The sequence below is a fragment of the Gemmiger gallinarum genome, from assembly GCF_014982805.1.
GTDB classification, from domain to species: Bacteria; Bacillota; Clostridia; order Oscillospirales; family Ruminococcaceae; genus Gemmiger; species Gemmiger gallinarum.
Window position 1 is genome coordinate 612,003 of record NZ_JADCKC010000001.1, and the last position, 15,580, is coordinate 627,582.

15 protein-coding genes are annotated in these 15,580 nt (G+C 59.3%); 2 read left to right on the top strand and 13 right to left on the bottom strand.

The window, feature by feature from the left end:
• Window positions 1-49: 49 nt before the first annotated feature.
• The 12 genes from INF35_RS02980 to INF35_RS03035 form a co-directional block, all read right to left on the bottom strand.
• Window positions 50-289, bottom strand: a complete 240-nt coding sequence (locus INF35_RS02980; RefSeq protein WP_193500040.1) for a hypothetical protein — start codon at window positions 287-289, stop codon at window positions 50-52.
• Window positions 290-322: 33 nt separating this feature from the next.
• Window positions 323-1,381 carry a flavodoxin-dependent (E)-4-hydroxy-3-methylbut-2-enyl-diphosphate synthase gene (gene ispG, locus INF35_RS02985; protein WP_193500041.1) on the bottom strand — a complete coding sequence of 353 codons (1,059 nt, stop codon included), beginning with the start codon at window positions 1,379-1,381 and terminating at the stop codon, window positions 323-325.
• Between the two features lie 19 nt (window positions 1,382-1,400).
• Window positions 1,401-2,489: a M50 family metallopeptidase gene (locus tag INF35_RS02990; RefSeq protein ID WP_193500042.1), complete on the bottom strand. Its 1,089-nt coding sequence runs from the start codon at window positions 2,487-2,489 to the stop codon at window positions 1,401-1,403.
• A gap of 44 nt (window positions 2,490-2,533) precedes the next feature.
• Window positions 2,534-3,697 carry a 1-deoxy-D-xylulose-5-phosphate reductoisomerase gene (gene dxr, locus INF35_RS02995; RefSeq protein WP_193500043.1) on the bottom strand — a complete coding sequence of 388 codons (1,164 nt, stop codon included), beginning with the start codon at window positions 3,695-3,697 and terminating at the stop codon, window positions 2,534-2,536.
• Window positions 3,698-3,730: 33 nt separating this feature from the next.
• Window positions 3,731-4,594, bottom strand: a complete 864-nt coding sequence (locus INF35_RS03000) for a phosphatidate cytidylyltransferase (protein ID WP_193500044.1) — start codon at window positions 4,592-4,594, stop codon at window positions 3,731-3,733.
• A 260-nt stretch (window positions 4,595-4,854) separates the two neighbouring features.
• Window positions 4,855-5,409, bottom strand: a complete 555-nt coding sequence (gene frr / locus INF35_RS03005; protein ID WP_193500045.1) for a ribosome recycling factor — start codon at window positions 5,407-5,409, stop codon at window positions 4,855-4,857.
• A gap of 73 nt (window positions 5,410-5,482) precedes the next feature.
• Window positions 5,483-6,190 (bottom strand): UMP kinase, encoded by a 708-nt coding sequence (gene pyrH / locus INF35_RS03010; protein WP_193500046.1) that lies wholly within the window; start codon window positions 6,188-6,190, stop codon window positions 5,483-5,485.
• 335 nt (window positions 6,191-6,525) lie between these two features.
• Window positions 6,526-7,380: a sensor histidine kinase gene (locus INF35_RS03015; protein ID WP_193500047.1), complete on the bottom strand. Its 855-nt coding sequence runs from the start codon at window positions 7,378-7,380 to the stop codon at window positions 6,526-6,528.
• A 42-nt stretch (window positions 7,381-7,422) separates the two neighbouring features.
• A complete protein-coding gene (locus tag INF35_RS03020) occupies window positions 7,423-8,178 on the bottom strand; it encodes a response regulator (protein WP_193500048.1) in 756 nt (251 codons plus the stop codon).
• Between the two features lie 40 nt (window positions 8,179-8,218).
• Window positions 8,219-8,512 (bottom strand): hypothetical protein, encoded by a 294-nt coding sequence (locus tag INF35_RS03025; protein ID WP_193500049.1) that lies wholly within the window; start codon window positions 8,510-8,512, stop codon window positions 8,219-8,221.
• Window positions 8,513-8,970: 458 nt separating this feature from the next.
• Entirely contained in the window at window positions 8,971-9,936 is a 966-nt protein-coding gene (locus INF35_RS03030; RefSeq protein ID WP_193500050.1) for a 3'-5' exonuclease, read from the bottom strand.
• A complete protein-coding gene (locus INF35_RS03035) occupies window positions 9,933-10,757 on the bottom strand; it encodes a Cof-type HAD-IIB family hydrolase (protein WP_193500051.1) in 825 nt (274 codons plus the stop codon). The genes INF35_RS03030 and INF35_RS03035 overlap by 4 nt, the downstream gene beginning before the upstream one ends.
• Before the next feature lie 325 nt (window positions 10,758-11,082).
• On the opposite strand from INF35_RS03035, the gene INF35_RS03040 reads away from it, so the two are divergent.
• Window positions 11,083-11,640, top strand: coding sequence for a manganese efflux pump MntP (locus INF35_RS03040; protein WP_193500052.1), 558 nt, complete (start codon window positions 11,083-11,085; stop codon window positions 11,638-11,640).
• Between the two features lie 127 nt (window positions 11,641-11,767).
• The gene (locus INF35_RS03045; protein WP_193500053.1) at window positions 11,768-14,419 is read left to right on the top strand and encodes a cation-translocating P-type ATPase; all 2,652 of its coding nucleotides are present in this window, start codon (window positions 11,768-11,770) and stop codon (window positions 14,417-14,419) included.
• A gap of 179 nt (window positions 14,420-14,598) precedes the next feature.
• Here INF35_RS03045 and metA read toward each other — a convergent pair whose 3' ends face one another.
• A complete protein-coding gene (gene metA, locus INF35_RS03050; RefSeq protein WP_193500054.1) occupies window positions 14,599-15,549 on the bottom strand; it encodes a homoserine O-acetyltransferase MetA in 951 nt (316 codons plus the stop codon).
• Window positions 15,550-15,580 lie beyond the last annotated feature (31 nt).

Sequence of the window (15,580 nt, forward strand, 5' to 3'; positions counted from 1 at the left end):
GAGGAACGGCTTTTTTCTCATGGGCATAACATCCGGTTCGGGAAAGGAATTACCTTTTGTTTTTGTCTTTCTTTTTTCCGTCAAAGCGGTTCTGCCGCACCGACCACACAAACAGAATCAGCGTGATCAGTGCCAGAATGAGAAAGACAATGCCTCCCCCCGGATTGGCCGAGTCAAAAAAGACATAGCTGCAAAAGCCGAACAGCAGTGTACACAGCACCAGAACCGCCGCGGCAAACTGCGGGCTGACGGCCATGAGCAGGTCAAAGAGAATCTGAAAGAGTTCCATGGCGGGGTCCTTTCCGGTGTCGGGGAACGGGCGTTACAGCTTGTAAATTTCCTCCACAAGCTGGCTGACGATGGCGTCGGCGTCACCCTTGAGCATGCGGACCTTCTCCCCGCGGATGAAGAGCAGCGCCTCGTCCTTGCCGCCGGCAATGCCGATATCGGCGTCGGAGGCTTCGCCAGGGCCGTTGACGATGCAGCCCATAATAGCGATCTTCAGCGGCTTTTTGAAGTGGTCAGCTTGGAGGCGGGCTTCCACCTTTTTGGCGATGTCGGTCATGGGATACTGGGTGCGGCCGCAGGTGGGGCAGCTGATGATCTCGGGTCCTGCCACCGCAAAGCCCGCCGCACGCAGGATATCATACCCGGCCAGGACTTCCTGCTCCGGCTCATCGGTGAGGGAAACCCGCAGAGTGTCGCCGATGCCTTCCATCAAAAGGCCGCCGATGCCCATGCCCGATTTGATAAGGCCCATCCGGGCGGTACCGGCCTCGGTGACACCCACGTGCAGCGGATAGTCGCACTGCTCGCTCAAAAGGCGGTAGGCCGCCATCATGCGGGGCACATTGGAGGACTTGATGGATACGACGATGTTGTCAAAGTCGTGCTTTTCCAGCAGGCGGATGTGATACAGGGCGCTTTCCACCATGGCCTCGGGCACCGGGGCGCCGTACTTGGCCAGGATATGCTTTTCCAGGCTGCCGCCGTTGACGCCGATGCGGATGGGCACGTTTTTGGCGTTGCAGGCATCCGCCACCGCCTTGACGTTTTCATCGGCGCCGATGTTGCCGGGGTTAATACGGATCTTGTCCGCGCCGGCATCCAGGGCCGCCAGGGCTGCCTTGTAGTTGAAGTGGATATCCGCAACTACCGGAATGTCCACTGCCTCCTTGATGGCGGCAACCACCGCTGCATCCTCCGGCGCAGGGACGGTGACGCGCACGATCTGGCAGCCGGCCTCGGCCACTCGTTTGGCCTGGGCCACGTTGCCCGCGATGTCCTTGACAGGGACGTTGAGCATGGTCTGGACGGCAACGGGGTTGGTGCCGCCGATGGCAATGTTTCCGATCTTGACGACCTTTTTCAGTTTACGCATCGTTTTCTCCTTTCACCGTTCAGAAAATACGGGTGATGTCCTGGAAGGTGACCAGCAGCATAAACAAAAGCAGCAAAATGATGCCCGCACCGTTGACCACCGCCTGAACTTTTTCCGGCACGGCTTTGCCGGAAACGCCTTCAATGGCAATGAACAAAAGCTTGCAGCCGTCCAGTCCCGGAATGGGCAGCAGGTTGAAGATGCCCAGGTTGACGGTGATGAGCGCCGCCAAACTGAGCACATCAGCCAGACCGTACTGCACCGCTTCCCCGATGGCGCTGACAATGCCCACCGGCCCCGACATATCGTGCAGGCTGACACGGCCCATAGCCATATCCACAAAGCTGCGCAGGATCACCCGGGCATAGTACATGAAGTTGTTGAAGGCGGCCCGCACCACCGTCTTGGGCGTCTTGGCAATGCCGTAGACCGAGAACTCCAGCACCATAGAGGTCTTGCCGTTCTCGTCGGTGGTGGTGCCGAACTGCACGTTATCCAGATGCACCACCTTGCCGTCCCGCAGGACGGTGAAGTCGGCGGTGTAATTTTCGGCGCGCTGCAGCTCATAGATGATGTCATTGGCAGTAAAGCAGTAATGCCCGTTGACCGAGAGGATCTCGTCCTCGGCCTGCAGGCCGGTCTGGGCACAGAGGGCGCCGTCGGTAAAATCATAAATGATCTTGCTGGTGATGGCGTCCTGAGTACAGACCAGGGCAACCAGCAGCACAAAGCCCAGCACAAAATTCATCAGCGCACCGCTGGCAATGATGAAAAACCGCTGGGCCGCGGTGGCTTCGGGATAGGTCTTGCCGTCCATGGCGGCCGGCAGAAGGGGTGCGTCCTTGGGGCGTTTGACAGGGGCCTGCGTCTCGGCGTCGGAGTCTTCCGAATAGCCGGACATGGCATTGTAGCCCCCCAGCGGGAAAGCGCGGATGCTGTACACGGTCCCCTTCCTGGTCCGCTGCCAGATGGCCGGGCCAAAGCCGATGGAAAACTCATCCACGTGCACGCCGCTGCGCCGGGCCGCCATAAAGTGGCCCCACTCGTGCACAAGCACCACAACACCAAACACCAGAATTGATACGACAAGGGTAAGCACCGTCGTCATGAAGCACCTCGTGGTTTCCAGCGCCCAAATGGCGCAGAATTGTCTCAGATATGGCTCAGCACATAGCTGCGGGCCATTTTGTCGCACTCGTACACATCGGCCAGGGTGTAGTCGCCGCCGAAGCTGTCGCTGTCCACAACGCCCTCCACCAGACGGCCGATGTCCAGGAATCCGATCTTATCCTCCAGGAAGAGGCGCACCGCCTCCTCGTTGGCGCCGTTGGCGGCGCAGGGGCCCAGACCGCCTTTGCGGATGGCCTTTTTGCAGGCGGCCAGGCAGCGGAAGGTCTCCTCATCCGCCGTGCCGAAGGTCAGCTTTGTCATGGAGGCAAAGTCCAGCTCCGGCACCGGGCTGGGCAGACGGTCGGGCCAGGTCAGGGCATACTGGATGGGAATGCGCATATCCGGCACTCCCATCTGGGCGATGACCGAGTGGTCGGCAAACTGCACCGCCGAATGGATGACGCTCTCCCGCTGGACCACGATCTGGATCTTATCCTCCGGCAGACCGAACAGCCAGACGGCCTCGATGAGTTCCAGGCCCTTGTTCATGAGGGTGGCCGAGTCGATGGTGATCTTGGCCCCCATATTCCAGTTGGGATGCTTGAGGGCGTCCGCCTTGGTCTTGCCCCGCAGCTGTTCGGCGGTCATGCCGTAGAAGGGGCCGCCGGATGCCGTAAGCAGGATTTTCTCCAGCCGCTTGGCCGCGTGGGCGTCCTGCAGGCACTGGAAGATGGCGGAGTGCTCGCTGTCCACCGGCAGCAGCTTGACGCCTGCCCGGCGCACGGCATCGGTGACCAGGTGACCGCCGGTGACCAGGCTTTCCTTGTTGGCCAGGGCCAGGTCATGACCGCTCTCCACCGCCGCCAGGGATGCTGCCAGGCCTGCAATGCCCACAACGGCATTGAGGACCACGTCAGGGCCGTCCATGGCCGCCAGCTGACGCAGCCCCTCGGGGCCTTTCAGCAGGCGGGGGGCATCGGGCTGGCCGGCCAGCATGGCCTCCAGCCGGTCATAAGCCTCAGGGTCCACCACCGCCACATAGGCGGGATGGAACTCCGCGATCTGGCGGGCAAGAAGCTCCACGCGAGAGTTTGCCGCCAGGCCGAACACCCGGTAGCCGTGCATCCGGGCAACATCCAGGCTCTGGGTGCCGATGGAACCGGTTGACCCCAGAAGCGTAATGGTTTTGGTCGGGTTTTGTTGCATGATACAATCCCTCACTGTCCTGCGCAGGAAAAATCAGCGCACAAAATAAAAGAAATACCGCACGGCGATGGCCACAAAGGGTGCCACAAACATGACGCTGTCAAACCGGTCGAGAATACCGCCGTGGCCCGGGAAGATGGTTCCGTAATCCTTGATGCCCACCTGGCGTTTGACCGCCGAAGCAAACAGATCGCCCAGAATGCCCAGCACCGATGCTATCACGCCCATGAGAGCCACAAGCAGATAGTGCCCCACCGTGACTTCCACCGTAAGGAAAACGAACCGTCCCGAAACGCCGCTGTAAACCGCTGTGGCCAGCATGCCCAGCAATACGCTGCCGATCACACCGCCGATGGCGCCCTCCACCGTCTTGTGGGGGCTGACCACGGGGGCCAGCTTATGTTTGCCGAGAAACCGACCCGCAAAATAGGCGGCGCTGTCCCCGCCCCAGGCGAAGCAGAGAGTCAGCAGAATGAAGTAGACCGCATCATAGCCGTAAGTTTCAATGGGCAGGCAGCGCTTGAGGTGGATCAGCGAGTAGAAGCACATGACAATGACGGCGCTGAAGTAGAGATAACCGCTGAGCTTGCCGAAATCCAGGGTCTTGGTGTGAGCGATGAGGCAGCAGTTCAGGATCAGCAGCAGCACAAAGCTGGCAGGCAGAACCAGTGCCCGGACCGGGTCGCTGGAGGACAGCATGATGAGCAGTGTATACGGCACTGCCAGTGCGTACAGATACCACTGCTTCTTGCCGAAGCCCATGGCGGCAAACACTTCATGGATACCGATCAGGCAGACCACCGCCAGTACCAGGTCAAACAGGATCGTGTTGAAGAACAGCAGCACGATTGCCAGCACGACCAGGCCCACCGCTGCGGTCAGGATACGGGTTTTCATAAGCAGGAATTCCTTTCGCGGGCGGCTCGGGTCCACCCTCACAAATACCTTATGCGCTCTGCGGCGCGTTCTTGCCAGATATGGCAACCGCCGGCCGCATACGCGCAACTGCCCGGGAAAGGACAGAATTTGCCCCGGAAATTGCATTTCCGGGACAGGGTTCCCGCTGGATTCTGCCTCAGGGAAGGCAGCTGCGGTACCCTCTGGATTCCTCTTTCCCGTTCAGGATGCGCCGCGGACCGGCGTCAAAAAGCCTGAGATCAGACTTCCATGATTTCCTTGTTCTTGTCCTCGCAGATGGAGTCGATCTTCTTGACGAACTTGTCGGTCATCTTCTGGGTCTCTTCCTCCAGATTCTTCTGATCGTCCTCGGTCAGCTCACCGGCCTTCTTCATGGCCTTGAACTTATCCATGGCGTCGCGGCGAACATTGCGCACCGCGATCTTGGCTTCCTCGCCCAGCTTCTGTACATCCTTGGCCAGCTGCTTGCGGCGCTCCTCGGTGGGAGCCGGGAAGACCAGACGGATGGTATGGCCGTCATCGATGGGGTTGATGCCGATGTCGCTGGTCTGGATTGCCTTGGAGATTGCCTTGACCATCTTGCCGTCCCAGGGAGTGATGGTCAGGATGCGGGCCTCGGCCACAGCCACGGCCGCGATCTGGTTGACCGGCGTGGGAGAGCCGTAATAATCCACTGCGACCTTGTCCAGGACGCCGGGGTTTGCGCGGCCCGCGCGGATGGTCCCCAGCTCGCGGGTCAGATGGGATACGCAGTTGTTCATTTTTTCTTCGTAAATCTTTGTGGTGCTGCTCATAGCGTTACTCCTTACCTCTTGTTACTTGATTTATCTGCAGGCGTTGCAGCGCCTTGGGTTCTTTTTCGGGGGGTTATTCCCTGACCAGTGTGCCGACGTTCTCCCCTGCCACTGCGCGGGCAATGTTCTCGGGATCGGCCAGGTCGAACACCAGAATGGGCAGGCCATTGTCGCGGCAGAGCGTCGCCGCGGTCATGTCCATGACGGCCAGACGCTCGTCCAGTACGCGGGTGAAGGTCAGGGTATCATAGCGCACGGCGTCGGGATAGCGGTGGGGGTCCTTGTCATAGACGCCGTCCACCATGGTGGCCTTGAGCATGATATCGGCACTGATCTCCAGCGCGCGCAGGGCGGAAGCCGTGTCGGTGGAGAAGATGGGATTGCCGGTGCCGCCGCCGAAAACCACCACCTTGCCGGACTCCAGCGCAGCAATGGCTTTGTCGCTGGTAAAGGTTTCGGCCACCTGAGGCATGACCGCGCTGGTCATGACCACGGCAGGCACACCCGCCTGACGAAGAGCATCCTTGAGGGCAAGGGCGTTCATCACCGTGGCAAGCATGCCGATCTTGTCGGCATCCATGCGGTCCATCTTGCCGCTGGAACGGCCGCGCCAGAAGTTGCCGCCGCCCACGACGATGCCGATCTGCGTGCCGGCGTGATACGCCTTGGCAATGCCGGAACAGATCGACGCAATGACATTTTCATCAAAACCGGCGCCTTTTTCTCCGGCAAGAGCCTCGCCGCTGACTTTGAGCAGAACACGCTTGTATACGACTGCCATGTCCAATACCACCATTTCTGTAAGAATTGTTATCAAACAAATTATATCAGAGATATTTTACAATAGTTTGACCCCAAAGTAAACAAATGTGAACAAAAAAGTCTGCCGTCACCTGTCTTTTCACCGCAGTCACACACTTTTTCGTTTTTCCGGAGCCACTTCTCCTCTTTTTCAGGTGGTACGGCTTACACCGCGGCGTCCTCCGGCAAAGCGCGGAGCACTCCGCCGCATTTTGGGGACAAACCCAAAAAAGCCGCCGCCACCTGCAGGCGACGACGGATCAATTCATAAATTGGGGAAGTCACAGTAAAAATCAGCTCCACCGGCAGAGCTGCTCATTTCTTTATATTCCGGGGCGCAGGCCTGGGCAGGCCAAATACGCCGTCCAGTTCCCGTGTAAGCCGGGCAACAAACAGAGAGGTACGGCTGCGCGTTTCTGCCGCAGCATCCCAAAGAGAGGATCTGGCCGCCGGCATCTCGAATTCCGGCAGCACAAAGCGGATGGCCAGCCCCTGTTCCGCCGGTTCCACCTGAACGGACCAGTTCATGGCCAGTGCGTATTCCCGTACCAGCAAAAGGCCCAGGGAGCCTTTCTTTTGCAGGGAAATCGGCGCCTCGCCCCGTTCCAGAAGCGCGGCGGCGGCAGATGCATCCATACCGGGGCCGTCATCCGCATATCGGAGTATCCGGTCCGGGCCAAGTGTAAGCCGGATATTGCCGCCGGGACAAACCTGCAAAAAGTTGGAGATCAGATTCACGACAATGCCGTCCACCAGGCCGGTAGTCGCCATTGCCCAGAAAGGGCCATCCTTCCACCGGACCGTCAGGTGTGCTGTAAACCCTCGCAGAGTCAGCTCCTCATTGACACAGGCAGCGATCTCGGAAAGATAGTCCGTCAATTCCAGCGGGGCCAGTTCTTCTGCTCCGCGAGTCAGAACCCCGCAGGCCAGATCCGCCGCATTTCCTGAGATGCGCTGCAGCATGGCCAGACGGCGGTCCATCTCCTCCAGCATAGCGCGAGCCGTCTCATACACTTCCGGGGTAGTGCCGGTCAAGAGATACCGCTGCAGCGCATCCACAGAGCTCTGCAATGTGCAAAATGCACCTGCCATCCGGCCGCGCAGTCCTCCATGAAGCAGTGCCTGTTCCTGCGCCTGCCCGATGCTCTGTTCCCTTTTTTCCGATGCCATCTTTCCCCAGCTCCTCTCCTGCAGGGCCAGCACTTCGCCCGGTTACAGGTTCAGCTCCCACCGGATACGCCCGGCCAGGCCTTTGACCAGTTTCATGTTGGACAGCGGTTTGTCGGTGCTTTCGCCAAAACTCTCACACAGGGAACGGTATTCCGGCGTGCACTGACGCCAGATTTCCCGGATCGCCCTGCCGATGGATTTGCTGATGGTGTTGGGTGTGGTGCGGCTGGCTTCCGCCATACTGCGGCAAAGCCCATCCGCTGTGGCAAGTTCATCGTGCAGAACCAGCTCCATCAGCATCCTGCGCAGATAGGCTGTGCCGTCGGCATTGGCCGGGGCATGCAGTTCCTTCAGATACCAGTTGATGTGCGACCTTGCCCGCCGTTCCAGCACAGCAGGCGCATCACAGGCCACATAAGCCGCCGCCTCAAACAGGGCAGGCAGGCGATATGGCTTTAGGATAAAGAAATCTGCTCCTGATGTCAAGAGTTTGCTGCGCATCGCATCGCTGGGGGTACACAATGTCACAATGACCGCCGGGGGATCTTTCAGGCACAGGCGGCTGATAGCGGAGAGCAATTCAAATACGCTCATCCCCGGCAATATGGCATCTATGACCAGAACATCGGGATGCAGTCCCCGAAGCAGCTCAATCACCGTCTCGCCGTCAGATACAACTGCCGCCACCTCGACCTCCTGCTGGACCGAAGCATACAGCTTGATCGCCTCGCGCTGGCCGCGGTCTGCATCTGCAAACACTGCCGTTATCTTTGCTTGCTGTTCGGACGGTTTCGTCATAGTCCCATTTTGCCCCCGCTGTCGACATGTTTATCTTCCGTCAAAATTTGTCCTGCCTGCCGGCAGGGTCGTCCGCAAATACGACCGCCGGCATTTCCATACTGTCCTGTGCCACCGCAAATGCCTGTTCCGGCGAGACCGAGTTTTCGTATAAGAAGCACAAAAGATCCTGCGCCGCACGTTCGGAAACACCTGCCAGATGGAACACCGCATTTTTCCCCTCCGGCTGCCTTGTTATCCGGAACTGAAATACGCCTGAACCGCCGTCAAGCGCATACCGGACCCGCCCGGCCCTCTGCAGGCCGGGGAGTTCGGAATATTCGCGGACATACATACACCTGTCGTTCTCCTTCACGCACGATCACCCCGTATTCAATTTCGGCGCGCAGTTTTGCTTTTCGGCATTGCTGCGTCATAAAATCAATCACAACTATACCGTTCACTTTTGTGAAAAGCAATACTTTTCCAATGGACGATTTTTGCCGTTCAGTGCAAAATACATCGCTTTTCCATTTTTTCGCCTGTATACGCGAGGATCTTGCGCAAAATATATTTTATTTTATTCTTTGATTAATATTTTTTTATGACAATAATTTGTATTTTGCCTGTGGATCTGTATTTTATTGCATTCATTGGAATCCACTTGACCGCGGGCCTTTGCCTGCGGCATATCTTTTATCCTTCCTGACAGAACGGCCCTGCAAAGTCCCCGCAGCCGGAAGAATTTTCTATAAAAAAGCAGCAAGCCATTCCGGCGGGAGTCCATTCCCCGGAACGACTTGCTGCAACAAATTATGCCTCGGCCTGCTGCTTTTCCTCCTTGCGGCGCAGGCGGGCTTCCATACGAGCTTTCTGGTGTTCCCACTTTTCCAGCGTCTCGGGGCGGGCAGCCTCCAGACAGCGGGCAAAGCTCCAGTGAAGACCATCCCGCCGGGACAGCTTGAACCGCAGAAACCAGGTGCCGTGCCGGGGGCATTTTGCCTCGGTATAGTAGCCGGTATTGCCTCGCTTGAGCCAGATCTCCCCTACCGAGAGCGCTGCTCCGCAAAGCGGACAATTGACCGAGCAGAGTGCCGGATCGTTTTTATAGTCGTCATGCTCCAGCCGGTCCCGGAAGATCTGCACGTCGTAGTAGCTGGCCGCCGGGTCGGTGAGAAGCGCCTCCTGAAGCAGCTGGTCCTCATCGGGATAGGCACGCAGCGCCTCCCCCAGCGGCAGAAGTCGGCAGACCTTGACGGTGTACAGGGCATCCACCAGAGCGTTATGGAAGGCCTGGTCCTTCTCGATGCCCATACGGTCCACGACGCTTTCCAGCGTCATTCCCTCCCCCTCCTTGCGGGGATGACTCTGCAGGAATACCCGCTGCAGATCGTACCATTTTGCCGGCCAGCGTTCGTCCAGCCCGCAGAGGAAAAGATTCTGCTTGAGGACGGGCACATCGTCCAGGCCCCACTCGGCAAAGACGGCATCGGGTCCCGCCCAGCGCATGAACTCGGCCAGGCCGTCGGCAACGGGCACGCCCGCGTCGATCTCTCCCTGAGACAGGCCTGTCACTTTTGCAATATGATGCTGCAGTTTGCGGAAGATCCGCGGCCGCAGCGTCATGTCAAACGTATCCAGGATATCGCCGCTCTCATCAATGCGCACCGCACCGATCTGGATGATCTCTCCCCGAAGCGTCAGTTCGGCGCCGTGATAGCGGAAGGTTTTGGGTTGATACCCGATATTCCATTCCAGGTCAAAAACGATCAGGTTCAACCCGGCACCTCCTCTTCCAGAATGAATTTTTCCACCGCCAGGCCGACGCCGTCATGGTCGTTGTCTGCCGTGACGTAATCCGCCGCGGATTTGACCGGCGGCACAGCATTGCCCATGGCCACCCCCAGACCTGCGTACCGGATCATGGGCAAATCATTCCAGCCGTCGCCGCAGGCCATGAGGTTTTTGTCAGACAGCCCCATGGTGCGCAAAAGAAGCGCCAGGGATGCTGCCTTCTCCACCCCCAGAGGCATGGTCTCGATAAAGAAAGGCTGAGAACGGTAAATGGACAACTTGCCTGCAAAGCGCTGCTGCATCAGTTCCTCGGCATGGGGCATGCGCTCGGGGTCCCCCACCAGCAAAAGCTTGTTGATGGGAAAGTTCACCGTCCTGGCAAGGTCATCCACTTTACGGGCCGAAATGCCGTTGATGCGGGCCTCCTCCTGCACGTAAGGATTGTCCGGGTCCTCGGTGAGAATGCCCTGTGCATCGTAGGTCAGCGCCACAATGCCGGCCTCATGGGCAAAGTCGCACACCGGCTCCACCAGTTCCGGCGGAAATGCATGCTGCACCAGCGTCTGCCCGGTCTTGCAGTCCACAATCCGGCCGCCGTTATAGCTCAGGATACAGCCGCCGTTTTCGGCCAGATTCAACTGGTCCGCCAAAGGCTGTACGCCTACCGTGGGCCGGCCGCTGGCCAGAACGATCCGCACGCCCCGTGCCGCAGCCTTGCACAGTGCCGCCTCCGTGCGCGGCGTGATCTGCTTTTGACTGTTGGTCAGCGTACCGTCCAGATCCAGTGCCAGAACTTTATACTGCATGTTTGATCACATCCCAATCCCCGTCTTTATATAAATCTTGGTATATTCTACTGCAAAATACCGCATTGTGCAATCCCGCGGGAAATTGTGTTGACTTTGTCGCCGCGCCGTGCTATAGTATTTACCAACATAAGGGAGTAGCTGGCGTGGTTTCCCCCGCGCAACATCGCCAACATCTTGGATGGGATTTCCATCCTGGCTTTGTTTTAATCAGCGAGACTTATCTGTACGCTTCGGCACAGATAGGTCTCGCTTTTTTATTGCGCCGGTCTCACCTTTCCATCATCAGGAGATTCCATATTCATTTGAAGCGAGGTTTTGCGGCATGACTTTACTCGACCTGTTCCTCATCGGCATCGGTCTGTCCATGGACGCCTTTGCCGTGTCCATCTGCAAGGGACTTTCGGTGCGCAGGCTGCGGCTGTCCCACGCACTGCTGTGCGGCATTTATTTTGGCGGCTTTCAGGCCCTGATGCCCACCCTGGGCTACTTCCTCGGCAGCAGCTTTTTCTCCGTCATCTCCCAGGTGGGGTATTGGCTGGCTTTCATTTTGCTGGCCCTCATCGGCGCCAACATGATTCGGGAAAGCTTCGGCGAAACCGAGACCCTGGACGATGACTTCGGCCCCCGCGCCCTGTTGCCGCTGGCTGTCGCCACCTCCATCGATGCCCTGGCCGTGGGAGTCTCCTTCGCCGCGCTGGAGGTTGACATCCTGCCCGCTGCCTGCCTGATCGGTGTGACCACCTTTATCTGTTCGGCGCTGGGCGTCAAGATCGGCGCTGTGTTCGGTGCACGCTTCCGCGCCGCCGCGGAACGTGCGGGCGGCGTGGTGCTGATCCTCATCGGTGTCAAGACCCTGCTGTCCGGGCTTGGCATCCTCTAACATCTTGGGTGTACGGGAAAATTCCTGTTATACTATATAGGTACAGGTCTGCTGTCCTGTACGGCGCATTCTCAGATTCGTTTGATCCTACACAAAAATACCCATGTTCATCAGGAGGAGATTTTGTATGAACGAGTATATCCAGTCCGTCGAGGAGATCCTCTCCGAGACGAAAAGCTCGGCGGACGGCCTGTCCTCTGCCGAAGCGGCCAAGCGTCTGGAAGAACACGGCCCCAACAAGCTGAAGGAAGCGGAAAAGCCGACTCTTTTCCAGCGCTTTCTGGCACAGCTGAAAGACCCCATGCTCATCATTCTGATGGTGGCGGCCGCCGTATCTGCCGTGACCAGCTTTTTTGAGGGCGAGGGCATGGCCGATGTCTTCATCATTCTCATCGTGGTCCTGCTCAACGCCATCCTGGGCGTCTACCAGGAGAGCAAGGCAGAAGCCGCCATCGAGGCCTTGCAGAGCATGACCGCCGCCACCAGCAAGGTGCTGCGCGACGGCAAGCAGGTTCTGCTTCACTCTGACGAGCTGGTGCCCGGCGACGTGGTGGTGCTGGAAGCCGGTGACGCCGTCCCCGCCGACGGACGCCTGCTGGAGAGCGCCAGCCTAAAGATCGAGGAGGCCGCCCTGACCGGCGAGAGCGTCCCCGTCAACAAGATCACCAAGGCCCTGGGCCTGGTGGACGGCAAGGAAGTGCCCCTGGGCGACCGCAAAAACATGTGCTATATGGGCTCTACCGTTGTCTACGGCCGCGGCCGCGCCGTCATCACCCGCACCGGCATGGATACCGAGATGGGCAAGATCGCCGGCGCCCTGGCTGCTGCTCAGGATGAGCAGACCCCGCTGCAGAAAAAGCTGGATCAGCTGGGCAACACCCTGTCCAAGCTGGTGCTGGGCATCTGTGTTTTCATCTTTGTCTTTAACCTGATCTCCGCCGGCCGCTTTGATCTGGACACCGTGCTGTCCACCTTCATGGTCGCCGTATCCCTGGCCGTGGCCGCCATTCCCGAAGGTCTGGCCACCGTCGTCACCGTGGTGCTGTCCATCGGCGTCACCAACATGTCCAAGCGTAATGCCGTCATCCGCAAGCTGACCGCTGTGGAAACGCTGGGCTGCGCCCAGGTCATCTGCTCGGACAAGACCGGCACCCTGACCCAGAACAAGATGACCGTGGTGGAGCACACCGGCGACGACGAGAAGGCGCTTGCCACCGCCATGGCCCTGTGCAGCGACGCCAAGCTCAACGATGCCGGTGAAGCCGAAGGTGAGCCCACCGAGGCCGCTCTGGTGGCCTACGCCGCCTCCCTCGGCCTGCCCAAGTCCCAGCTGGAAGCCGCCGAGCCCCGTGTGGACGAGGCCCCCTTTGACTCCGGCCGCAAGATGATGTCCACCATCCACAAGACCGCTGACGGCTTTGTCCAGTACACCAAGGGCGCTCCCGACGAGATCCTGCGCCGCTGCACCAGCTATCTGGAGAACGGCAAGGTCCTGCCCATGACCGACGAAAAGCGCGCCGCCGTCCTGGCAGAGAACAAGGCGCTGGCTGACCGCGCCCTGCGTGTGCTGGCCGCCTCCCGCCGCATGTGGAAGGAGCGTCCCGCCAGCAATGACCCCGCCTATCTGGAGCAGGACCTCTGCTTCATCGGCCTGACCGGCATGATCGACCCGGTCCGTCCCGAAGTAAAGGCCGCCATTGAGGAATGCCGCAGCGCAGGCATCCGGCCGGTCATGATCACCGGCGACCACAAGGATACCGCCGTGGCCATCGCCACTGAGCTGGGCATCATCTCCAGCCCCGACCAAGCCATCACCGGCGCCGCCCTGGACGACATCTCCGACGAGGAGCTGAGCAAGACCATCCAGAACTACGGCGTCTATGCCCGGGTGCAGCCGGAGCACAAGGTCCGCATCGTCACTGCCTGGAAGAAGGCCGGCTGCGTCACCGCCATGACCGGCGACGGCGTCAACGACGCCCCCTCCATCAAGTCCGCCGACATCGGCATCGGCATGGGCATCACCGGCACCGATGTCACCAAAAACGTGGCCGACATGGTGCTGGCCGACGACAACTTTGCCACCATCGTCAATGCCGTGGACGAGGGCCGCCGCATCTACGACAACATCCGCAAAGCCATCCAGTTCCTGCTGGCGTCCAACATGAGCGAGGTTCTGGGCGTCTTCTTTGCCACGCTGATGGGCTTTACCCTGCTGCAGCCGGTGCACCTGCTCTTCATCAACCTCATCACCGACTGCTTCCCTGCTCTGGCTCTGGGCATGGAAAAAGCCGAACCCGATGTCATGTCCCGCCCGCCCCGCAAGGCGTCCGACGGCATCTTCGCCGGCGGTCTGGGTGTGGATATCGCTTATCAGGGCATCCTCATCACCATTATCACCCTCGTCTCCTATATTATCGGCCACTGCATGGAAGTGGGATACTTTGAAATGCCCAAGGGTGTCTCCCCCGACGGCATGACCATGGCCTTCCTGACCATGAGCATGTGCGAGATCGTGCACAGCTTCAACATGCGCAGCCAGCGAAAGAGCGTCTTTACCCTGCACAGCCACAATCTGGTGCTGTGGGGTGCCATGCTGGGCAGCCTGGCTCTGACCACCATCGTGCTGGAGGTTCCCTTCATTGCCAATGCCTTCGGCTTCACTCCCGTCGATCTGCCGGAGTACCTGATCGCCCTTCTGCTGGCGGTTCTGGTCCTGCCCATCGTGGAGGTCGTCAAGGCTTGCCAGCGGGCCTTCACCAAGCGTCACGCCAACGCCTGAGCGTGTGTTCCCTTTGCTGTCCCGTATAAACTGCGGGGCAGGACGAATGTCTCTGAATAAAGGCAGGCTGCCGGATTCTTCGCAGTTCGGCGCCTCATAAAAAGCAGCAGAGCCGCCGGTCCATTTGAGGATCGGCGGCTCTGCTGCTTTTTGTTTGTGCTTTTGTCCGGCTGCCAGACTCAGTCCCTGCGCTCCTTGCGGAAATCCTTGAGGGCCTGCAGTTCGGCCAGATCGTAGGGGGTGTTCTGGTAGACGTAATAGTTCAGCCAGTTGGTGTACAAAAGATGCCCGTGGGCCCGCCAGCGGAAGAGCGGTTCCCGGTCGGGGTCGTCGTCGGGGTAATAGTTGACCGGAACGTTGATCTCCTTGCCCTGCGCCACGTCGCGGCGGTATTCGGTATCCAGGGTATACTTGTCGTACTCGGGATGGCCGATGACAAAGATCTGGCGGCCGGAATCGGTGGAGAGCAGCATGGGCCCGGCAATGTCGCTGCGGGCCAGCACGCGCAGTTCCCCGCAGTCGGCGATGTCCTGCTCATTGAGGCCTGCCCAGCGGCTGTGAGGGGCGTAGAACACCTCGTCAAACCCGCGGACCAGAGGGTTGGACGGCCGGGTGACCCGGTGCTCAAAGACGCCGAACATCTTTTGGGGCAGATGCACCTTGCGCACGCCGAAATGATAGTACAGCCCCGCCAGCGCACCCCAGCACAGATGAATGGTGGAGTAGACGTTGGTCTTGGTGTAATCCATGATACGGCAGAGCTCGTCCCAGTAGTCCACCTGCTCGTAGTCCATATCCTCCAGAGGGGCTCCGGTAATGATCATGCCGTCGAAGCGCTCGTTTTTGACCTCGTCGAAAGTCTTGTAGAAGGCTTTCATGTGCTCCTGGGGAGTGTGAGTGGCCGGATGGGTGGCCGTCTGCAGAAAGGTCACCTGCACCTGCAGCGGGCTGTTGGCCAGAAGCCGGGCCAGCTGGGTCTCGGTCACGATTTTGGTGGGCATCAGGTTGAGGATCAGGATACGCAGCGGGCGGATCTCCTGACTCTGGGCGCGCTCCTTGCGCATGACAAAGACGTTCTCGCTCGCCAGCGCCTCATAGGCGGGCAGTTCCTTGGGAATGATGAGCGGCATACGGTTCTCCTTTTGGCGCGTTCGCCGCGCC